The 19573-nt window shown below is 59.1% G+C and carries 11 protein-coding genes and 3 pseudogenes; 6 read left to right on the forward strand and 8 right to left on the reverse strand.

Features of this window, described 5'->3' with window-relative positions; translation table 11 throughout:
* Positions 1-746 precede the first annotated feature (746 nt).
* From NKH05_RS29080 to NKH05_RS29090, 3 genes are all read left to right on the forward strand, one after another.
* Positions 747-3593, forward strand: a complete 2847-nt coding sequence (locus NKH05_RS29080) for a hypothetical protein (RefSeq protein WP_353016942.1) — start codon at positions 747-749, stop codon at positions 3591-3593.
* 171 nt (positions 3594-3764) lie between these two features.
* Complete coding sequence (locus NKH05_RS29085; protein WP_353016939.1) at positions 3765-4379, forward strand: hypothetical protein; 615 nt, start codon at positions 3765-3767, stop codon at positions 4377-4379.
* Positions 4380-4754: 375 nt separating this feature from the next.
* Positions 4755-4949 (forward strand): hypothetical protein, encoded by a 195-nt coding sequence (locus NKH05_RS29090; protein ID WP_353016937.1) that lies wholly within the window; start codon positions 4755-4757, stop codon positions 4947-4949.
* A gap of 28 nt (positions 4950-4977) precedes the next feature.
* Here the strand turns inward: NKH05_RS29090 and NKH05_RS29095 are convergent, their stop codons facing one another.
* Both NKH05_RS29095 and NKH05_RS29100 read right to left on the reverse strand, forming a co-directional pair.
* Entirely contained in the window at positions 4978-5751 is a 774-nt protein-coding gene (locus NKH05_RS29095; RefSeq protein ID WP_353016934.1) for a GIY-YIG nuclease family protein, read from the reverse strand.
* Positions 5681-6883 carry a DNA cytosine methyltransferase gene (locus NKH05_RS29100; protein ID WP_353016932.1) on the reverse strand — a complete coding sequence of 401 codons (1203 nt, stop codon included), beginning with the start codon at positions 6881-6883 and terminating at the stop codon, positions 5681-5683. Before NKH05_RS29100 ends, NKH05_RS29095 begins: the two co-directional genes overlap by 71 nt.
* A gap of 96 nt (positions 6884-6979) precedes the next feature.
* Here NKH05_RS29100 and NKH05_RS29105 point away from each other — a divergent pair, with 96 nt between their 5' ends.
* Positions 6980-7396: a very short patch repair endonuclease gene (locus tag NKH05_RS29105; RefSeq protein ID WP_126038273.1), complete on the forward strand. Its 417-nt coding sequence runs from the start codon at positions 6980-6982 to the stop codon at positions 7394-7396.
* Positions 7397-8130: 734 nt separating this feature from the next.
* Here the strand turns inward: NKH05_RS29105 and NKH05_RS29110 are convergent.
* From NKH05_RS29110 to NKH05_RS29125, 4 genes are read right to left on the reverse strand one after another with little or no spacing between them, the layout of a single operon-like run.
* A complete protein-coding gene (locus tag NKH05_RS29110) occupies positions 8131-9039 on the reverse strand; it encodes a protein NO VEIN domain-containing protein (RefSeq protein ID WP_353016929.1) in 909 nt (302 codons plus the stop codon).
* Complete coding sequence (locus NKH05_RS29115) at positions 9032-10924, reverse strand: DEAD/DEAH box helicase (protein ID WP_353016927.1); 1893 nt, start codon at positions 10922-10924, stop codon at positions 9032-9034. Before NKH05_RS29115 ends, NKH05_RS29110 begins: the two co-directional genes overlap by 8 nt.
* Positions 10921-12240, reverse strand: a complete 1320-nt coding sequence (locus NKH05_RS29120; RefSeq protein ID WP_353016924.1) for a ParB N-terminal domain-containing protein — start codon at positions 12238-12240, stop codon at positions 10921-10923. The genes NKH05_RS29115 and NKH05_RS29120 overlap by 4 nt, the downstream gene beginning before the upstream one ends.
* A 2-nt stretch (positions 12241-12242) precedes the next feature.
* Entirely contained in the window at positions 12243-13082 is an 840-nt protein-coding gene (locus NKH05_RS29125) for a hypothetical protein (protein WP_353016922.1), read from the reverse strand.
* Between the two features lie 414 nt (positions 13083-13496).
* Here NKH05_RS29125 and NKH05_RS29130 point away from each other — a divergent pair.
* Positions 13497-13757 (forward strand): annotated as a pseudogene (locus NKH05_RS29130) (tyrosine-type recombinase/integrase); the annotation flags it as partial.
* Between the two features lie 476 nt (positions 13758-14233).
* Here NKH05_RS29130 and NKH05_RS29135 read toward each other — a convergent pair.
* Positions 14234-14625 (reverse strand): annotated as a pseudogene (locus tag NKH05_RS29135) (transposase); the annotation flags it as partial.
* Positions 14626-14628: 3 nt separating this feature from the next.
* Positions 14629-15864: pseudogene (gene ltrA / locus NKH05_RS29140) on the reverse strand (group II intron reverse transcriptase/maturase); the annotation flags it as partial.
* A 784-nt stretch (positions 15865-16648) separates the two neighbouring features.
* On the opposite strand from ltrA, the gene NKH05_RS29145 reads away from it, so the two are divergent.
* Positions 16649-19348, forward strand: coding sequence for an ATP-binding domain-containing protein (locus NKH05_RS29145; RefSeq protein ID WP_353016921.1), 2700 nt, complete (start codon positions 16649-16651; stop codon positions 19346-19348).
* Positions 19349-19573 lie beyond the last annotated feature (225 nt).

Consider the following 19573-nt stretch of genomic DNA (forward strand, 5'->3'; position numbering starts at 1 on the left):
CTTGATGCAATTTGCGCTTTGCGTACCTCCGTGCATGTTGCTCGATGCCAGGCGGAGGCCTCTGTCTAAACGACCGCATCGATCGCGTTGCCGCGATCGCCGCAGCCGTTTTCGAGCAGGACAATCATGCCAGGCGGTGTCGGCAGCGATGCGCATGCAAAAATTCACAGATGCATTCTAGACTAGCGCATCTTCGCCATCGCGCTTGGCTATGAAGCCGCCTTCTTAGCTACGTCGCAAAGGGTTATCCGGCCAAGGCGGGTTCAATGGAATGAAATGAGGCCCTTTTGGGTCCTGAACTTTCAACTTCCAGACTGCCTTTTTATGCGACTTTCGAAGCACAAATCATGAACATGGGATGACGGGGTATTCGGTTCAAATTCGCCGTTAGCGTCAGCTCCGCGCCCTATCTCGGACGTTGAGGTCAGTTTTGCTCGGCCGGAAAGCAGACATTGTCGGCGCCGACGCGGGCCGCGGTGATAGCCGCGTCGGGACTCGGGATTTCGGCCCGTGTCATGGCCTTCGAACTGAGACGGTGGACGCCATGGATGGGCTGCGTTGATCCTACAGAATGCCAAGTCGCGGGTCTTTCCGCTTGACCTTGTTCAGAGGATCGGCTGCACCTAGTTTGCCGGCGGAGGACGAGGCGATTGATGCGACTGATGACATCGATAGGACCGACGGCGACGGGTTTTTTGGTGATGCGGCGGCGGGCTGCCGGTAGCCTTTTGGGGAGTGACGGATCCGTGAACGAAGTGCCGCCGGAGCTGGCCGACAGTTTTGACACGTTGCGAAAGCTTTGGTTCAGCCAGTTTCCCAAACGGGCCAATGGCGGCTGGTGGGCGCTTAGCGGATTTTCAATTCAGGCAACGGTGGCACTCGAGCGTTTCGTGCGTGCGTTCCTGATCAATGGGGAGGCCCCAGCCATTGAAGTCGAATCGCTCAGCGACTTCCTAATCTCCAGTGACAAGTTAAGCCTGACACAGGTCAAACGCGCCCTGACGGCCAAGTCGCTGGCAGCCGCGTTGCGCGAGGCCTACGACATCGTCTCGCTCTGTTCGCCCTCGATGGTGGACCGAATTGAGTTCCAGATCGTCTGTGAAGGGTGCGAACCCGGGCTGACGGTCGACGGGCTTGGCGCGGATAAGATTTTCGGCGTGGGCGAGCTTTACGACAGGGATCGTCTCGCCCTCACGCGCCGTTTGTTCGTCAAGGGTGAACCGATCCGGATTATGTCGAATCCGGGGCTCTCTCTTCGCCGCGCGCTGCTGATGGGCGGCGTGCTGGACGCCGATCGCGTGGCTCGTGCGGCGCTTGGCGACATTTTCGACGCTTTTAATGGCCGAGACCCCGATCGCGTTCGAACCGCGCTTTACAAAGTCATGTCCGACATCGTAGCGGCTTCCAAATCGGAACATCGCCTGCCGGGTCGGCTGCTGACAGCGCACGAGTTCCTGCCACGTCCCAATGCCATCAACGCCCTCTTCACGCGCCCTCGTCCGCGGCTCGACGATCTGGCGGGGGGACGTTTCCGCGCTCGGCCACGACAGCTCGCCAACATCGTCGGCGCTGCTCAGGCGTGGCTCGGCGCGCTGTCCCAAGCCTATGGCGCGGACGACCACCGGCTCCCGGTTTTCTGGATCGAGGGCCGCTCGGGCGATGGCAAGTCGATACTATTGTTGCAGCTAATCGGGGCGTTGGTGACCTCCGGCCGACTGGCCTCGGTGACGGAACTGCTGCGATTGGCGGAGTTCGAAGCCTGGCTTGCCAGCTGCGTGAAATGGTCCGGCGGGACACAGCAGGCCGAGATTTGTTTCCTCGATGACCTGCCGGCCAAGATCGATCGTGCCGCTCTTGATCGGGTGGTGGACGACGGGTTCTATCGCGGCACACCCTACGCGGGTCTGATCACCTGCGGCACGCACGACCTCTATCAGGTTTTTAGCGCATCCAAACACCTCGCCTTGACCCGGTTTTCGCTGCCAGCGCCGGACGCGGCGGAATACGACGCCTTCCACCAATGGGCCGAGGTTCGGTTAGGGCGGCCGATGGCTGAGCCCTTGGTGAAGCAGCCCAGCTTGGCGGCGTTCATGCTCGCGCTGACAATCGAAGCACAGGCGGAAACGAATAGCCAAATCTCGGTGCGATCCGAGGCGTTTGCAAGAATTCGAAGCGTGGCGGCGGCGAACGCGCTGGGCTTCGCGGCGCCGGCCGAGCTGGTGACGACGGCCGACCTGGCTAAGTTCGCCCAGCACTGGACCGACGTGGAGCTAAGAGCCGAGGAGGGCGAGGACGGTTCGCGGCTGGCCCACGCGGAAGTCATCTGGCCAATTTATCTCCGCGGCATCAACCGAACGGATGTCGGCGGCGAATGGGGACGGGACCTGGCTCGCGTGCTCGCGGCGCAGCTCAAGGGCGCGCGCAAGAACGCCGCCCGTGGCCTGCTCGGCGCCTTGCTGGACAAAAAAATGATCGTGACCATGCTGCGCAAGGCCGGCCAGGCGGACACGACCGCCGACATCTTCAACGCCGCGTACGAGGAAGTGGCGCGGCTTTGCACGCACACACAAGCGGCGCCACTTTTTCGACTTTGGCTGGCCGCGAGCGCTTCGAGGAGACTGACCGTGGTCACCACGGCTGAGTTAAGAGCCCAGGGGCGCGCCCTTCTCTCCGCGCCGGGCGTCACGGCCCAGGATCGCGCGGAAATCGCGGTGTCGCTGCTTGAAGGCAAAACCGCCGACGCCGCGTCACTGACGGCGGCGGCGTTTCTGCGGGAAGCTCAGCCGGAACCGATCATTCTGAGGTTTGTTTCCAAGGAACTGGGTCGCGGCGTTAAGTCCCTGCACGGCGCCCTCGTGCTCGAATGGCTTCGCGGACATCTCAACTCAAGGGCCGCCGTCGGCGAGGTTCTTGCCTCTTCGCTGGCATCGACCGCGACGCCCAAGCTCGTTGAGTACGCTTATAACTTCATCGAACGATTTCTGGCGGATCCTGTCAGTGGGCCAGTGCTGTGGTCACTCAGTCGCGTGCCCAGGGACCGACGATTCTGCCACGTGCAGGACCGTTGGCTGATCACCGCCGCCGATCCTGCTACCGCGGCTCGGATCTACAACGCCGAGCTGGCCAGCGCCGAGCGGCGGCGCTTTGTCGAGCGGGCCAAGGCCTTTATGGTGCAAAATCCGGACATTCGTGGCGGACACGAGGTGTTGGCTCGGCTGCTTCATCTCAAGGGCGATGATCCCGTCGTCGCCGACCTCGCACATCGATTTCTCGACCAGCATGTCGGTTCAAGCTTGGCGAACCCGCTGCTGGTGGAATTGCTGCGATTTGAGCCGCTCGCCGCGACCGATCTCGGCCGCGTCCTACAACATATCGATTTGGAGGTTCCTGGCGCCACGTACCTCTTCGCCATGGTGGCCATCATCGTTCAACGATATGACGCGGCGACGCGGCGGGTCCTGCGGCTCGGGCTCTCATCCGCCGAAGCCATGATATTCGACAAAGCGATACGCTGGAAAATCCCACGGCCCCTCAGCCCACCTTTGGCCGAATTCGCCGCGCGGGCGGATCGCGGACTAGGCGCCTCCACTTGATGAGTGTGTTGTTTGGCGCGATGTTATTCTTCAATCTGACGGTCCTGAAAATAGAATTCAATTGCTCAAAGTCTAATTATTCATAGGTTCCTTGCATGAGGCGAGAAGACGAAATAAATCTAACGGCGACGGATCTGGTTGGCCATTTGAAATGCCGCCATCTGACCGCGCTTGACCTCGGTCGCGCAAGGCACGCTGGCAAAGCCCTCGACCTATGATCCGTTTCTTGACATCCTGAGGGAGCGAGGCGCGCTTCATGAGCAAGCGTATATCGACCATTTGAAAGCCTCGGGCCTCGACGCGGCGCGCATCGACGGTGTTGATATCACGCCCGCGTCGGCCGCGCGGACGCTCGAGGCGATGCGGGCTGGAGCGCCCGCTATCGTCCAGGGCACCCTGGCGAGCGGACGGTGGAGCGGTCGGGTGGATGTGCTTTTGCGCGTCGAAACACCATCCGCGCTCGGCTCCTGGTCTTACGAAGCGGTCGATACCAAGCTGGCGCGCGAGACCAAGGGTGGCACCGTGCTCCAGCTTTGCCTTTATTCGGATCTGCTCGCCGGTACGCAGGGCTTGAGCCCCGAGTTCATTCACGTGGTTCCGCCATGGGCGGATTTCCAACCGGAGCGGTATCGCTTCGCTGACTACGGCGCGTTCTTTCGCCGGGCCAAATCCGGGCGGTCGACGCCACCGGCGTCTCCGATACCTATCCCGACCCAAACAGCCCCTGCGAAGTTTGTCGCTGGAGCAAGCAATGCGACGGGCGGCGCCGAGCCGACGATCACCTAAGCCTCGTCGCCGGCATCTCCAAGGTTCAGATAAACGAGCTGAAAAGCCAAGGCGTCGAGGCAATGCGATCGTTAGCCGGCATGCCGCTGCCCTTGCAATGGAAACCCGAACGTGGCTCGGCCCATTCCTATGAACGCGTCCGCGAACAAGCGCGTTTGCAAATCGCGGCGAGAGACAGCGGCGTTCTCGGCTTCGAACTCTTGCCCGCCGAACCGGGTTTTGGCCTGTCAATCACCACTGAATCGGGACCCTGGTTTTTCGCGCATTCCACGAAAAATCACACGGGGCAAACCGGTCGCCGTCGGGCACGCCCTCGATCGTGGCGTGGTCGCAGCTGCGAGCTAGGAGGCTCGCAAATTCGGCGTTCACCCGGCGATGCCCTCCGTGACTGCGAGGCGCAAATGCCCTGATCTGATTTTTCGTCAAGCCCCGGTTCGACGTCTACAAGACGGTCTCGCAGCAAATCCGGAGATCTTCGCCGAGCACACGCCGCTGATCGAACCCGCTTTCGCTGGACGAGGCCTATCTCGACGTGACCGAAAACATGCAGGGATGGCCACGGTGACTTAGCCTACTTTCGACGCATGCCCTCAGTTCGTCAGTGTGGAATCGCAGTTCCGTCCCCGTCTCCCTTTGTGTCCTCTTCGTCCTCGGCTCCTTCCTCGACTAGGCTCTCGCCGCCGAGTTTCTCGAAGCGCCTTTCCGCCAGCCAGTTCATGCGCCTAGTCTGGGTCACGAGCACACGTCGAAGGCCCATCTTCACCTCGCGTTCGGAGATGACCTGCGACAGCTTGGACACGATGAGCGCCCGACGTGCCAAACGGGTGTCCGGATGGCCGCGCAACTCCTGGATCCGGTCGGAGACAATCGAACCACGCATGGAAGGCGGCTCGGTGATTTCTACAGTCGGCTCCGGCGGGTCCTTCTCATTCAGGATCGCCTTGAACTTGCTCTCGTTGCGTAGCCGAGTGAAGACAAGGTGCTCGAGCGCGTTTAGGTGCGCATTCGCCGTTTTAAAGTCAGGGTGCTTCGACCCCACGGCCTCGAACTGCGGCAGTGGCCAGACCTGTATCTCCGCCACCTCAAAAGGGTCCAACACCGACATCGCCACAGCGTCGGTGCGCTGGTTCGTCAGGTGGCGCCCGACGCGGCCGGAAACCTTCTCCTTGGTCTGGCCGACGTAGATCGGCTCCCCGTCGTAGTCGTAGAACGCGTATACTCCCCAGCGGTAGCTGCCGACGGGACGCTTCTCGCCCGAGGGGCCGTCGTAGAGCGTTTCACGGAAGAACTTCCGAATGGCCTTACGCAGCTCGTCCGTTTCGAGCGGCGGTGTTTTCGTGCTGTCTGTTATGCTGTTCGGGAGTTTCGCCATGTTGTCCCTCGGTCGCTCGGAGGACCGGCTCGAACAGGTGCTGCGCCAGAAAGCGAACGACCGGAACTGCCACCCCGTCCCCTGTAAGGTGGTAGCCCTCATTGTATGCGCGAGGCAACTTGTAGTCGTCCGGAAGTCCCATGAGCCGTGCGGTCTCCCTCGCGCTGATCAAGCGCGACCGGACACGGGCGCCGTCCACGACCATGATCGTCTGCCGGGACGACCCTCCCGTCGGTGTGCGCAGGCAGCCCGCGATCTCGTCGAAGCGCACTTCCGCTCTTACAGCTTTGCCGTTAGGATTCTGCGGTCTCGTCCGCTTGTAGACGGTCCCCACCATGCGGCGCCCGGCCCGCTTCGCGGCCTCAAGCTTCGCGATATTCACCGGAGACATCTGGGCGATCAGCCGCGCGGTCTGTTCCGTGGTGTGCCATTCGACGCTCGAGGGATTTTCTTCGACGAGGTCGGCGAAGCATGTGTTGCGGACAGGCGGAGAAGGAAGATTCCACCACAGCCACCGCTTCCGCGCCTTTGCAGGAATCCTTGCGACCGCGTTTTGAACGCCGCGGGAATGGAAGGGCGCCACCGGCTCCGGCGATAGCATGGCCTCGTCGACCTCGAAATCCCCCCGGACGCCGATGACGAAGAGCCTTGGGCGACTCTGCGGGACAAAAAGTTTTGCGTCGATGACCATAGCGCCATAGCGGTAGCCCGCTTTCGCGAAAGTCTCGGCGATCGCCACGAAGTCAGCGCCTCCGTGGCTGGTCAGAGTCCCGTTAACGTTTTCCAGCGCGATGATCTTCGGACCGCGGCCCTGTGCGATCAGGCCGTTCATAATCGTCCAGAACGGATAGAAGGTTCCCGAACGCTCGCCTTTCAATCCAGCGCCGCCTCCGGCAAGCGACAGATCCTGACAGGGGAATGACCCCCAAGCTAAGTCGGCAGTGCCGGGGAGCTTGTCGAGATTGACTTGCCGAATATCACCGATAGTCAGCTCGCCGCCGGTCCCCCAGTTGACCTGATACGTCAGGCCTTTTTTCACATCGAAATCGTTAGCGAAGGCACACTGCCAGTCTGGACCAAGTCCGGCACGAGCCATCCCTCCGCCGGCGAAAAACTCATAAAATGTCCGCATGATCTCCCCGTGATTCGCGCGTAATGGTAGCATACCCCACGTCGAAAATGGTTTGCGGTTTGTTCTCATCCGTAACATGCTCACCATGAATTTTCCATGACTGCGAACGTTGATCCTGCCAGAAGCCGACAAATGTCCTTGGTCCGGTCAACCGGCACAAAACCGGAGATGGCCGTCCGCCGCCTCGCGCACGCACTCGGCTATCGCTTCAGGCTGCACCGCAAGGACTTGCCCGGGAAGCCCGACTTGGTGTTCTCCCGGCGACAGGCCGTCATCTTCGTACATGGGTGCTTCTGGCACGGACATGGGTGCAAGCGCGGCGCGCGTATGCCGAAAAAGAACCGGGAATACTGGTCGGCGAAGATCGCGAGGAACGTCGAGCGCGATGCCGCGAGCGTCGCAGCGATCGAGGCCGACGGATGGCGGGTCCTAGTGATCTGGGAATGCGAGATGAAAGACGCGGACCGCCTTGCTCGCCGACTCGCCGACTTCCTGGGCAAGCATGCTTCTTAAAAATCCCGGAGTGGCTGACTGCCTTTCTTACCTCTTACTGCGTCATAAATACCGTTCAATTGATGAAAGGCTGCATTTTCTATTGTGGCGTTTTTCGCCCAAACAATTCGACCACAAATCGGGCATGGTGGCGCTTACTTTCCGCAGCGATCACAGCGCGGAATCGGATAATGCATCCGAAAGTTAGCGGAGAGCTCACGGTGACGGATGCCGAAAACTGCCTCATGGCGATATGAATGCGACAGATGCCCCTTTTCCTGACAGTCTTCGGCGAACCTGGCCCAAAGCGAAAAAAGGTCTTCATTCATCTGAGACGGTCTGATCATGGCCCATGCCGTGCCGCCAGCAAGGCAAAGCAAGGATTACTACGTTGCCACGTGACACTCGATCTTTCGCCCACGGAGACCAATGAAATCCGACCTGAATAGCCAAACGACCCCCACGCCCGATATCGCGCCCTCCCGTGATTTCGCGCAGGTTGACAGGGTGAACTCGGGAACGAAATTGGCACCCTGTCGCGTCAGCTTGAGCTCCTTCTGGATCATGGTGGTGGAGACTAGCGGGCCGCGACAACACCAACTCGATCAGCCGCGGCAGTTTGAACTCGATGCGTCGCTCCATCTGCTCCCGGGCTGTCACACTGCTAGGCACCGGGCGTTTTATGAATGTGCCGTCTTCCAGATGGATGGTCTTACAGTTCTCCGGAGGCGCAGCGACAACGAGGCGCGCACATCTTACCTACACTCCAATGAAAAGGTGTTATCCACGCGCAGTGCGCTTGGAATCCACATATCGGGGGTCGGGCGAAATTCAGCGGAATCGGTCCATTGGAACGTCGGCGATGGATCAGGAGCCAACGCTTGGAGCGCGCCGCTGCTAAGTTCACGGACCTCCTCTACATGAGCGGCTACGACGGTTCGTTCCACCATTACACTTGACGAAAATATCACCTGAATGAGCCGCCATTCGGACCCGAACTTTGCTGCTTTGTCGAATTCGTTGCGCGACACGAATACACGGTCTGCGGTGGCTCTTACGCACGCCTTCACCTCCAAGCGCTCGGTAGCAGAGGCCCGACGGTTCTCAATGTCATAGCCGTACCAATCAGAGAGGAGCGCCACATGCACCGGTGAGTATCTGTCATAACGAAGGGCCGACATGATTGCGAGTTCGCCAGCATTGCCGAGCATCTTTCTGCGCTCGTCAAAGGCCGCACGTGTTAGCCGATGATGTATGTCGACGAGCAGCGGTTCCAGGTCCGGCTCCAGCCAGGAAAGGGTTTCTAGGTCACTATCGGGAATGAATTCTGGGGCCAGACGCCCGTCGACAATTGCAGCTCCAATCCACGCCGGAGGGCATCTCTGCAGCAAGAGACGGGCAATGCCCAACAGACTATGTCGATCAGCCTTGCTGTCGAAAGCGGCAAGTACGGGATTGATCGCGACGACGTCGGTTATGCTAGCGAGGTTGATATCTACGAGCAGCCTCGCGGTACCTAGGACGTCAGTTGAGGCGGCCATAATGGTCGACTTCCCGCTCGCGGATATCACCCAAGAGTTGAAGTCACCTGAAGGCCTCAGCCGCGCACTGTAGGCCAGCAGGAAGGCAGCATGACAGCGTCCGCGACTTGGCAACTCATACATCTATGGTTCCGACGTGTCCGGCTACGGCCTGCCAATCATCCTCGAACGCAGGTGCACCGCCGTCGCCCTCATCTGGAGAAGGTAGTGAGATCTGGACTAGGCCGGGATCATCCATCAAACGGGAAAGCGCCCTGACCTTGTCGTGAAGCCTTCCGTCAACCGTATTGTCGATGGTGTTCGAGCTGATGAGTAGCGTGAAGCGCGTTTTTACATCCGCCGACAGCCCAAGCCTGTGAATGCGATCCTGGCTCTGCAGGAAGTGGCCCGCATTGAACGTCCTATCCAGGAACACAGCGTTGTGACACCAGTGATGGAGGCTGATGCCCTCGCCGCAGGCTGCAGGATTTGCCAGGAGCGCAACGCAGTGGGCATCATGTCGGAACCGCCGAAATTCATTCTCGCGCGTTAGGTCGCCAGGGGGAGCACCGTCGTCGGAGGGAACTCCTCCATGCACTATTGCCGGCTGATATTGCGCAAGCATTCGAGCCAACACCTTCAGGTTGCGCACGAAATTGGACCAGATCAGGACCTTCTCGCCGCGTTCGGCTGCTGCCGCTACAATGGAAAGCACTTGTTGGTATTTCCACGGAGTCTCAAAGTTTTTGTAGCTTTGTAGCAGGTTGACGAGCGGCTCGCTGCTCGACAACTCGAGCGGCGGGTGAAGGAATCCTGGATCATCACTCTCATCCGAACCGGCCGTTAACAGCATGGGGTTTGTCGCGGCCTCGAGCAGGTACATTACTATGCGGCCAAGGCGCTGCATCTCGTGCCGACCCCGGTCGGGAAGCGAAAAAGTGGCGCGGTAGCGACCCACGAGCGCATCATAGATCGCGCTTTGAATGGGTCCCATTTGTCTGCGGATAACCTCGAATGTTGTGGGAGGCAGCTCCAGCTCGCTCTTGGGAGTTCGAACGAAGTACCGCGTAATCGCTGCGTGAGTCTCGCCGAGAACATTGGGATCGCGCCCCAGCCTTTCGATGTAAGCAGACCTCGGAAGAATCTGGCGGTCCTGGCCCGGGTATAGGAACTTCACCAGAGCCACGAGATCGTGCGCGCCTTGGGGGGCCGGCGTACCAGTTAGCACGTCTCGGCGATGAGCCGCATAGGCCAAATCCAACACAGCACGACCATGCACCCCCGAAGCGCCGCGCTTCACTCGATGGGCTTCGTCGAGCACAACCTTGGTAGCCCCATTCGCTACGAAGGCTCTGATAATGTCATAATCGGTTGCGACGCGATTATAATTTGAGAGCAGGATCTCCGTGTCTTGCGGGATAATTGTTTCGGGACCCCCAAAGATTACAACGCGCGGTGGCTTTTTGAAGCAAGCGACTGCATCCTCATCCCAGGCTCCGAAGGCGGCGATTGGCGCAACGACCATAAGACGGTCGATACCTCCTCGAGCGCGACCCAAAGCAAATGCCGCCAGCGCCACCGTCGTCTTACCCGCTCCAGGAACCGAAAAGTCCGCAGCATGCGGCAGACGCATGAGGCGGGCGAGATTTCTCAGTTGAAAGGGCTTCAAATTCCTTTTGAACCCGGCGGCCTCAAGCTCGGTCGCGAGGGCCTCAAGCTCGGTTTCGCTTGCCTCACCGGCTTCGATCGCCACGGAACGGGCACGGCGATCATCAGCCATTAATCGCAACTGTGATGTGAGGGTCGGTCCTAACTCAACCCGCTCTGCAAACACTGCCCGAATGTCGCGCAGGACATCGAGTTCCGCCATAAACACATCCGGGTGCACCACTGACTGCCGTGCCGATCCAGTGAGGATGCCGCGTGCAAAGGCTTCCTGCAGCCGGGCCCAGGCACCAGGATTCGTGTCGTCCAAACGATCGACGACGACCGTCGGACGGTCCTGCTGATAGAGCTCGGCACGGATCATCCGCGTGCCTCGAGCTTGCTCACTTCGGCCTTGAGCGCGGCCACCTTGGTTTGGAAGTCGGCTTCATTCCATCCGTCAAAGCTACGCGCCCGTTCAAGCGCAGCAGCTGCGCGGCCAACCTGCTCCTTGGCGGCGGCAAGACGGCTCAATGGAGCCACGAGCGCCTTTGCGTCCTTAGAATCCTCATCGGCTTCCTGTGCCGCGACGGCGACGGCAGCCCCTACGGAAGCAATTAGATCGGATACGACAGCGCTCTTGCCATCTGCGAGAGTCACTATCTCTTCGCTGCGCTTGCGCGCGAAGAAGGCGAGGATATCGGAAAGGTCCTCTTCCTGTGCTGCATCACCGAGGGCGTCATCGAGAACATCGCCGCCATTGTTGGGCACATCATGCCTGATGGCACAAAGCAGCGGTGCGATTGTCGGATCCGATTCCAATTCCTGCCTTACTAGTGCGGCGGCATCCGGCCGCTGAAGGTGGCGAAGATCGCGGTAGTTGACCCCGGTCAGCGTGCCAAGGAAGTAGGCGCCGCGAACGGAATTGGCCTCAGCCTTAGGCTTAGTTCGGATGTGCCTAGTGAGTTCCTCAAAAGCCGACTCGTTCTCATCAAAGTCGGCGTGGTGGCGAGTGCCGTCTGACAGTGCCACCAGCTGATGCAGCTGCTGCAGCTTTTCATACTGCGCCCGAACCTTGGGGACATCCTTGTGCATCCTCGCCGCGACTCGATCCCAGTTCTGGGCTTCGCGGTTGAACAGTTCCTCGATCAAAAGCGCTTCATTGACCCACGAATAGTCTTCGCGGAAGTCACGTGCGATCTGCAGCTCAGTTTCGAGATCGACGAGTTCATCCATGGTCGCATCGGCCGGAAGGACGAGGCAGCGGACATATCGAGAAGGCGCATGCTGATCGTCTAAATAGAGGCTACGAAGCGCAGCGGACCTACGGTTGCCGTTTACAAGAACGCCCTCCGCAGTAGCTACGGCCGGCTCCTGCTGACCACGTTCTCTCAGATCAGCCTTGAGATCATCGAAGCCCGGCTGAGATTTCAGGATACGAAGCTGTGCCGCTTGTGCTTCCGACCCCATCGGGTCCGCCGAAAACAGGTCTGGGCGCCCCTTCGTCTCAATCTCTCGCATCTGCTCAGCCTTAGTCCGGTGGTTCAGAGTGGAGAGCCGCACCCACGTCACCTCCAGGTCCACCAGCGGCAGTTCGCGATCTGGCCGCGACCAGGCGGCCAGCAGCGCGCGTCGTTTCGACGAGCTCTGGCGCGCGACAAGGTGTTGGATTCGTTCCTGGTCTAAAACGGGGTTCATCATTTTTAGCTCCTGAAGGTCGTCAACCGTCCCGGACCAAACCGGGAGGCGACTGTGGTCCTGATGCCGCGGACGCCTTGGTGAAACCCGATGTACCCGGTCAAAACACTTGCATTGCCTGCATCGACATTGAACGCTGAGAGCAGAACTGCCGGGAATCGCCGTTGGCGGCGACCGTCCCAGTTGAAGTCAGGTCCTTGGCCCCGCTCCGGCATGATCCAGATACACGGAGGAGGAATGCGGTTTCCGCCAATCTCCACTGCCCGGCCCATCTTCGGACATGGTCGAAGGTCTGACCCGCAGAGGTCATTGTGGAAGATGATGCCATCAAGCGTATCTGGTGCATCCGAGAAAAAGCGACGGCGGAGTCGGTTGATCCCTTTGAAAACATGTTCTCCGGGTTCCGAGGCCAGACTCGGGCACAACCACCAAAGGTAGGTCTCGACCGCCCATGAGGGAACAGACCATGCAACGCTGCTGTGAGCGCCGTCGGGACACCCCTTCTGGATGATGGCTACGTTACCAATGTCAGGCACGGTCAGTTGGTAAACCGTATCCTTTCCGTAGACTGGGCGAACCACACTGGCTATCGCGCCCACAGCCAACATATGATCGAAGATCATACCCAGAAAGTCACGCCGATCGGCATTGCTGGCGGCCGTGCTGCCGCGAAGCTTCTCGATCGCGGCAGGGAGGGCCAATCTAAACTCGCCCGCCGAGAGTCCTCGCTGATAAAGGTACTGCGGGTCATCGGCGATGCCGCTGACGATTTCGGCAACGCGATTTACCACCTCCTCCGGCGGTGCCCCCCGATGGCGACATGGTGCAGCTTCTTCACCAGCCATTAATACCCCCCCATATCGCCGGTATTTAACGCGCCGGCCGACGCGATGTGTTCAAGCGTTATAATGATGTGAGGGTCGGACTGCAAAGAGTCGGCCTCAACAAAACGATGTTCGCGGCCATTATTTGTCAGGAGTTCTGGCTTTCGCGCCCGCCTCTCTCATTGACAACGGGTACACTCTGAACCGATGCGGGAGAGAGCACTAAGCGCGGGCCGCAGCACTGTCGCTTTGCAGTTAATGATGAGAATGGCTTGCCAACGATTTCAGCATGTTAGCTATACACCCAATTTGAGAATGTGCACTTAATTTGATGCTCGAGCCCGGCCATTGGCATTTAATTTGAGAATCAACGTCAACACCTTATCGGCCTAGTATTTCTCGAAGACGGCTTATGGAATTCAATTGATTCACGGCTGCGTCACCCTCCGCTCGAAGCGGGTGTCGCCCCATGTTTTGAGGCACAGCGCTGCCATGGAGCTGCTGCAGGCGGGCGTCGATTGTTCGGTCATCGCCTTATAGCTGGGCCATGAGGCGATGGAAACGACGCTGACCTATCTTCACGCACATCTTGAGCTGAAGGAATCCGCACTTGCCAAGCTGAAGCCATACGAACGCGCAAAGGCCGAACGATTTTGGCCAAACGACCGGCTTCTTGAGTTCCTGAACGCCCTTTGAGCATGAGAACTATGCCGAGTGTCAACGACGGGTTCTTGGTCGAAATGGCGGGCAAAGCGCATCATACCGCCATGATCGGACGAGGCGCTCGGCATAGTTCGCCGGTCGGCATAATGCAGAGCGTTTTTAGCTTGGCGTCGCGACTGAAAGGCGGGTGGCAGGAGCGCACTGCGGTGGATCGCGACGGTTAGCTAAAAACGTGTTGGACTAAGCCGCCGGCACCGGTGGTCCGCTATGGGCGTTCAATGAAGCGCCACCGATGAAAGGAGACCGTGTGTGCCACGCGGGCGGGCGATTGCAGGTGTCGGATGCGCCGAAAGCGGCACGGATATCGGTTCCGGCATGTGAGATCGGCGCCGCGCCCTGCCTGGGAGAGGTTGCCGGTGATGACGGCGCACACTTTTGCGGGACCGGCTCAGTTTGGCTTCCGAGCGGGCCGGCGCTATGCTGATGACAAGGAAGGCGACGCCCCTGCTTCATGATGTGTCCTGGTATGGCGGGCGTCCGGTGACGCCGTCGAATGTTTCGATGATGATCATCTGCCCGCGATGGCACGCCGGGCATTGCCTGAGGGAATGCCCGGTGAGGGCCTCGTATCGGTCGCGATAATCCTTTGCGGATCGGCTGTCCGACGGCTCGGGAACCGGCATGCCGAGCAGGTCACGACAGCGGGCGAGCTTTTGCGCGCGATAGCGATTGCCGAGGAAGCCGTAGTAGCGGATGCGATGAAAGCCCTCGGGCAGGACGTGTAGCAGGAAGCGGCGAATGAACTCGCGTCAGACGCGACGGTCATGACCTTCTGCCGACTGCCGTGCCGATAGTCCTTCCAGCGGAAGGCGACTTTGCCGTCCTCGATGGCGATGAGGCGGAGTTGCCAGTGCACGAAGAGATCGGTGCGCTGCTTGACGATCCGTTGTAAGAACCGACTTGCCCGAGCCTTACCCCTGCCAAAGCGCTTGAACTTCCGCCTTGCCCACGCAAGCACCGTCTGATTGACGTAGCGAAGTATGGGCTGCAGCCCCGTTGGCGCGTACCGTCCATAATAGCTGATCCACCCCCTGAGGAGCGGATTGATCAGCCGGGCGATGTCGTTCAACGAGAGCTGCGTCTGTCGGCGGATGTGCAAGTCCCTGATCTTTTCCCGCATTGCTTTCAGCGCCGAGGAACTGACCGCTGGTGTGAAGCCGCAAAACAGTCGCCCGCTTTGCGTTCCCCATACCGCGCGCGGTCGGAAACAATATCCGAGGAAGTCGAACGTCACGTTCGGATGTTGCCCTCTGCGTTTGGAGTCTCTGCAGTAGACGATCTTGGTCTTCGTCGGGTGCAGTTCCAGTTGGCATTCCGCCAACCTCGCCTGAAGCGCAGCCTTGACGGCTTCTGCCTCCTGCTCGGTCCGGCAGTGCACCAGCCCATCATCCGCATACCGACACCATGGAAGGTCGATATGTGTCCGTTTCATCCACAAATCAAACGCATAGTGCAGAAAAAGATTTGAAAGAATCGGCGAAACGACGCCCCCTTGCGGAGATCCGCAGTTCCGTTCAATGCTCTGTCCATCCTTTTCCATGGGCGCTGTCAGCCATCTCTCGATGTATAGTAATGCCCATTTGCTCTTTACGTGCCTGCGAACTGCCGTGAGCAAAAGCTCGTGCGAGATGTTGTCAAACAGACCTTTGATGTCAAACTCCAGAACCCAATCATATTTCCAGCACCGCTGACGCGTGATCCCTACGGCATCCAAGGCCGATTTGCCCGGTCTATAGCCATAAGAATCTGACAGGAAGATCTGATCGAGCTCCGGTTCGATGAGCTGCTTGACCACCATCTGCGCGATCCTGTCGCTCACGGTGGGCACACCCAAAATCCGCTGGCCCCCACCACTTCTTTTCGGAATGGGGACGGCACGCACTGGTGGCGGAAAATAGCTTCCCGAACTCATCCTGTTCCAGATCCTGTAGAGATTCTTCCCCAGGTTGGCTTCGAATGCCTCGATCGTCTGCCCGTCCACGCCAGCCGCACCACCATTGGATTTGACCGCTTTGTAGGCTTCGTACACCAGCCGCTTATCGATCATAAACGGCTTGTCTGTCGCATCTGTCGTTGTCATCCTGTTGCCAGTTGCTTCGAAAATACGACCACCTGATCCGACCCCTTCGCTCCAGGCCCATTACAGGACCTTCGTCACTACTACGGGTCGATCCGCCCCAACTTCCTGCATCGGTACTCTCGCCTCACGGTGGTGTGCCGCTTGTGCTTCTCCCTTGGCATCAGAAAGCTGGTTCCTGCAGTTCCGCGCAAAAGCCTGCATCCGGCTCATGCCCCCTATACGCCGTCCACTGTCCGCCCAGTCATCAGGCTCCCGACGGACTTGTCCCGAGAGATCCACACGCCCTCGGTTTTAGTGGGATCAAAGAGTACTAACGACGCGTCATCGAAGGGTTTGCTTGCGCTCATCTTCCGGATGCCTACCTGCCCCGGATCATGTCCGCGGCTTTTGGCCCAACGCTAACCACCATGGCTCTTCTACCACAGCAGCTTGGGCTGGTTTGAGACCCGCTCCTGAAAGCCGAACCCGAGGGGCCTACCCTCATCTCTCAGGCAGCTTTTCAGCATGTTGTCAGTTCACCATCGAACCTCCTTCTGCTTGCTGCAGCACACTGTGGATCATGACCAGCGCGACAGACGACGCGATCAACACCACGCCGGCGGCCCACACCTTCCTTGCCGCTCCGCGATCGCGGAGCGGGTTAGTCCAAAGCCAGCAATGACGCCTGCAAAGGTTAGGCGGAACTGCGCAGCTTTCCATATAATATTTTACGGTCTTCGCTTCCGTATTTGGTTGCACATAGCAGCCCAATCAAAGAATAAGAACAATCGGCAGGGAGATGGGAATGGTCACGAACTACCAGGATCAGATCGAACGGGTTTCGAGCGAAAGCCTCGACGTTTTCGAGAGAATTTCCAAGGACGCACGTTCGGCGCTTGGCGAGCCCTACTCCACCGGCCCGACGGCGCTCGCCAGCGTGAACACCTTTACGTCAGGCGAAGCGGTCAAGGCCCTGGGCAACGTCGACAGCGCAAACCGCCGTGCTCTCGAACTGCTCGCCAAAGAACCGGCCATCGCCAGGGTGGTAGCACGTCAGGACGATGGAAAGATCGTCATCTATTACATCTGCCGTGGAACGGCTTCAGGAAGCCCCGGCGGAGACAAACGCTTCGCTGGACGCAATTCGTTGATGGGCCGGCTGGCGTCCTTGGATGTGGGCGACGATTTCGATATCCGAACCCCTGGTGGCGTTCAGTCTGTCGAGATCATCGAGAAGGCGATCCTTCATCCTCATCAGCGCCAGGGCCAGTGGGACTCGCGTAACTCCATTCTGGAGGGCCAATCCTACGGTCCCATTACCGTCATCTCCATGCTCGATGCACTCGCCGTGCATATTGCCGTCGGGGAAGATAGCTCCATCCTCGACAGTATTTTGGCTATCGATGAGCAAGCAACCAACATCATTGAAGGCATCCGGCGCAGTGTCATCACGAAGATGGGCCTGCGCGACCAGCCGATCCTGGATCGCTATCAGGACGAGATTTTCCGGTTGCCACTCAACCGTCAGTTGCTGATTATAGGACCGCCCGGCACGGGCAAGACCACGACCTTGATCCGGCGTTTGGGACAGAAGGTCGATCGTATCTATCTTGATGACGATGAACGGCGCTTGACCGACAAAAGCAGTGCCGACAATGCCGTGGATCACTCTCACAGTTGGCTGATGTTCACTCCCACGGACCTGCTCAAGCAGTATCTCAAGGAGGCCTTCGCGCGCGAAAACATTGCTGCGCCCGATCAGAAGATCGCGACATGGTCAAGCTTTCGGCAAGGCCTGGCGCGAAACAGGTTTCGCATCCTCAAAGCTTCTGACGGCGGCGGACCTTTCATCATGAAGGAAGGTGAATCCTATGTCCTTCCTGACGTGCTCAACAGGCAAACAGCTTGGTATGAGGATTTTGTAAGCTGGCAGGCCGGCGACTACTGGGAGGATTTAGGCGGTGCAGCCGACCTCCTTGAAAAGAATGGAAACTCGGAAGCCGCGCTCCTCGGGCGGAGGCTTAGAGAGGCCGTCGCGGAAGCGCCTACCATTTCGCTTCCTCGCGCCTTACTGGAACTGGTGAGCGTTTCCTCTGACGTTGAAGGTCTCCTCTCCAGCATGAGGGAAGAAACCGACACCGCGTTGCGGCGGCGCCTCAATACCCAGGTCAATCAGGACCGAAAATTTCTCGAAGGCCTGGCGTCATTTATCGACGGGCTCAATACGCCCGACGACGACAATGACGAGCAAGACGGCGACGAGGACGAAGATGTCCAGACCCAGGCACCTCGTCCGCGCATGGCGGCAACTGCGGCAGCCTATATGCGAAATCTGCGCAGCCAGGCCCGGGCGCGCTTTGGTCGACGTACATTGGGCCGAACCACGCGATCTGGCCGGATTGCGGAATGGATAGGCAACCGCACTTTATCCGAGGACGAGCTCCGTGCGATAGGCGAGAGCCTGCAAATCCAGACGGCGCTCCGAAAGTTCACCAATCCTATCCGGAGATACTTGAACGGCATACCGGCAAGGTATCGTCGGTTCCGGCGTCTGCGCCAGTCGGAAGGTGCCTGGTATGTTGCAACTCCTATTCCCGTGAGTGATGTCGACCCTCAAGAGGTGGATATCCTGTTGTTGTGTACGATGCGTACGGCGTCGAGCCTGGTCCAGGACCGCACAGTTCGACGCAATATCGATCAGCCGGCTTACGGCATTCTAAAGGACTTTCAGAGCGTCGTTCGCAATCAGATCATGGTCGATGAGGCAACAGATTTTTCGCCGATAACGCTTGCCTGTATGGGCGCACTCAGCAATCCGGCTATTCAGTCATTTTTTGCCTGCGGCGATTTCAATCAGAGGATAACAAGTTGGGGAAGCAGGAGTGCCGACGAGATGCGTTGGGCTTTCCCCAAAATCGACCTCAAGCCGATCCAGGTTTCATACCGTCACACGCGGCAGCTCAATCGCTTGGCATCGGAGATTGTCCGTCTGTGTTCCGGCGAAACTGTCGAAGCTGTTCTCCCTAAAAACGTCGAGAACGACGGTTGGGCTCCAGTCCTGGGCGTTGATCTCACTGGGCGTGATGAGACCGTATCGTGGCTTGCCGCTCGCATCATTGAGATCGAGCGGTTGACGAAGCCCCTCCCTTCTGTCGCAATCCTGGTGAATGACGAGGCGGAAGTTGGGCCACTTGCCGATAGATTGAAAACTGCGCTTGCAGATCAGAATCTCAACGTGATCGCGTGCTACAAAGGCCAGTCTGTTGGGCAGGACAGCGACATCAGGATTTTCGATGTTCAGCACATCAAAGGCCTGGAATTTGAAGCCGTGTTCTTTGTTGGCATCGACACCTTGGCGACACTGCGCCCCGAGCTGTTTGACAAATTTCTCTATGTGGGCGCAACCCGTGCCGCGACCTATCTAGGGCTTACATGCGTCGGAAGCGCGTTGCCTAAGAAGATCGGCTCCCTTCAAAGTGACTTTGTTCAAGGCTGGAGCACCTAGCGGTATCTCTATGGCGCATTCAACGCCCAATCGCGGCCAATCCTTCGCAGGTCGTTGCCTGTAAGCCTGCTTCGTCTGGAGCCGTCCGTCGCCTCACAGGAGGCGGGCGACGGCGCTCCAGCGAACACGCTGCCGGTCTGCTGCGGCGCAGATGATCCACGAACCATCCGACATGCGGGCTGACCGACCAGGACGTCGCCCTCGCGACCGTGAGTTCGCGCGGAG

This window comes from Mesorhizobium sp. M1399, assembly GCF_040317735.1.
Classification (GTDB): domain Bacteria; phylum Pseudomonadota; class Alphaproteobacteria; order Rhizobiales; family Rhizobiaceae; genus Mesorhizobium.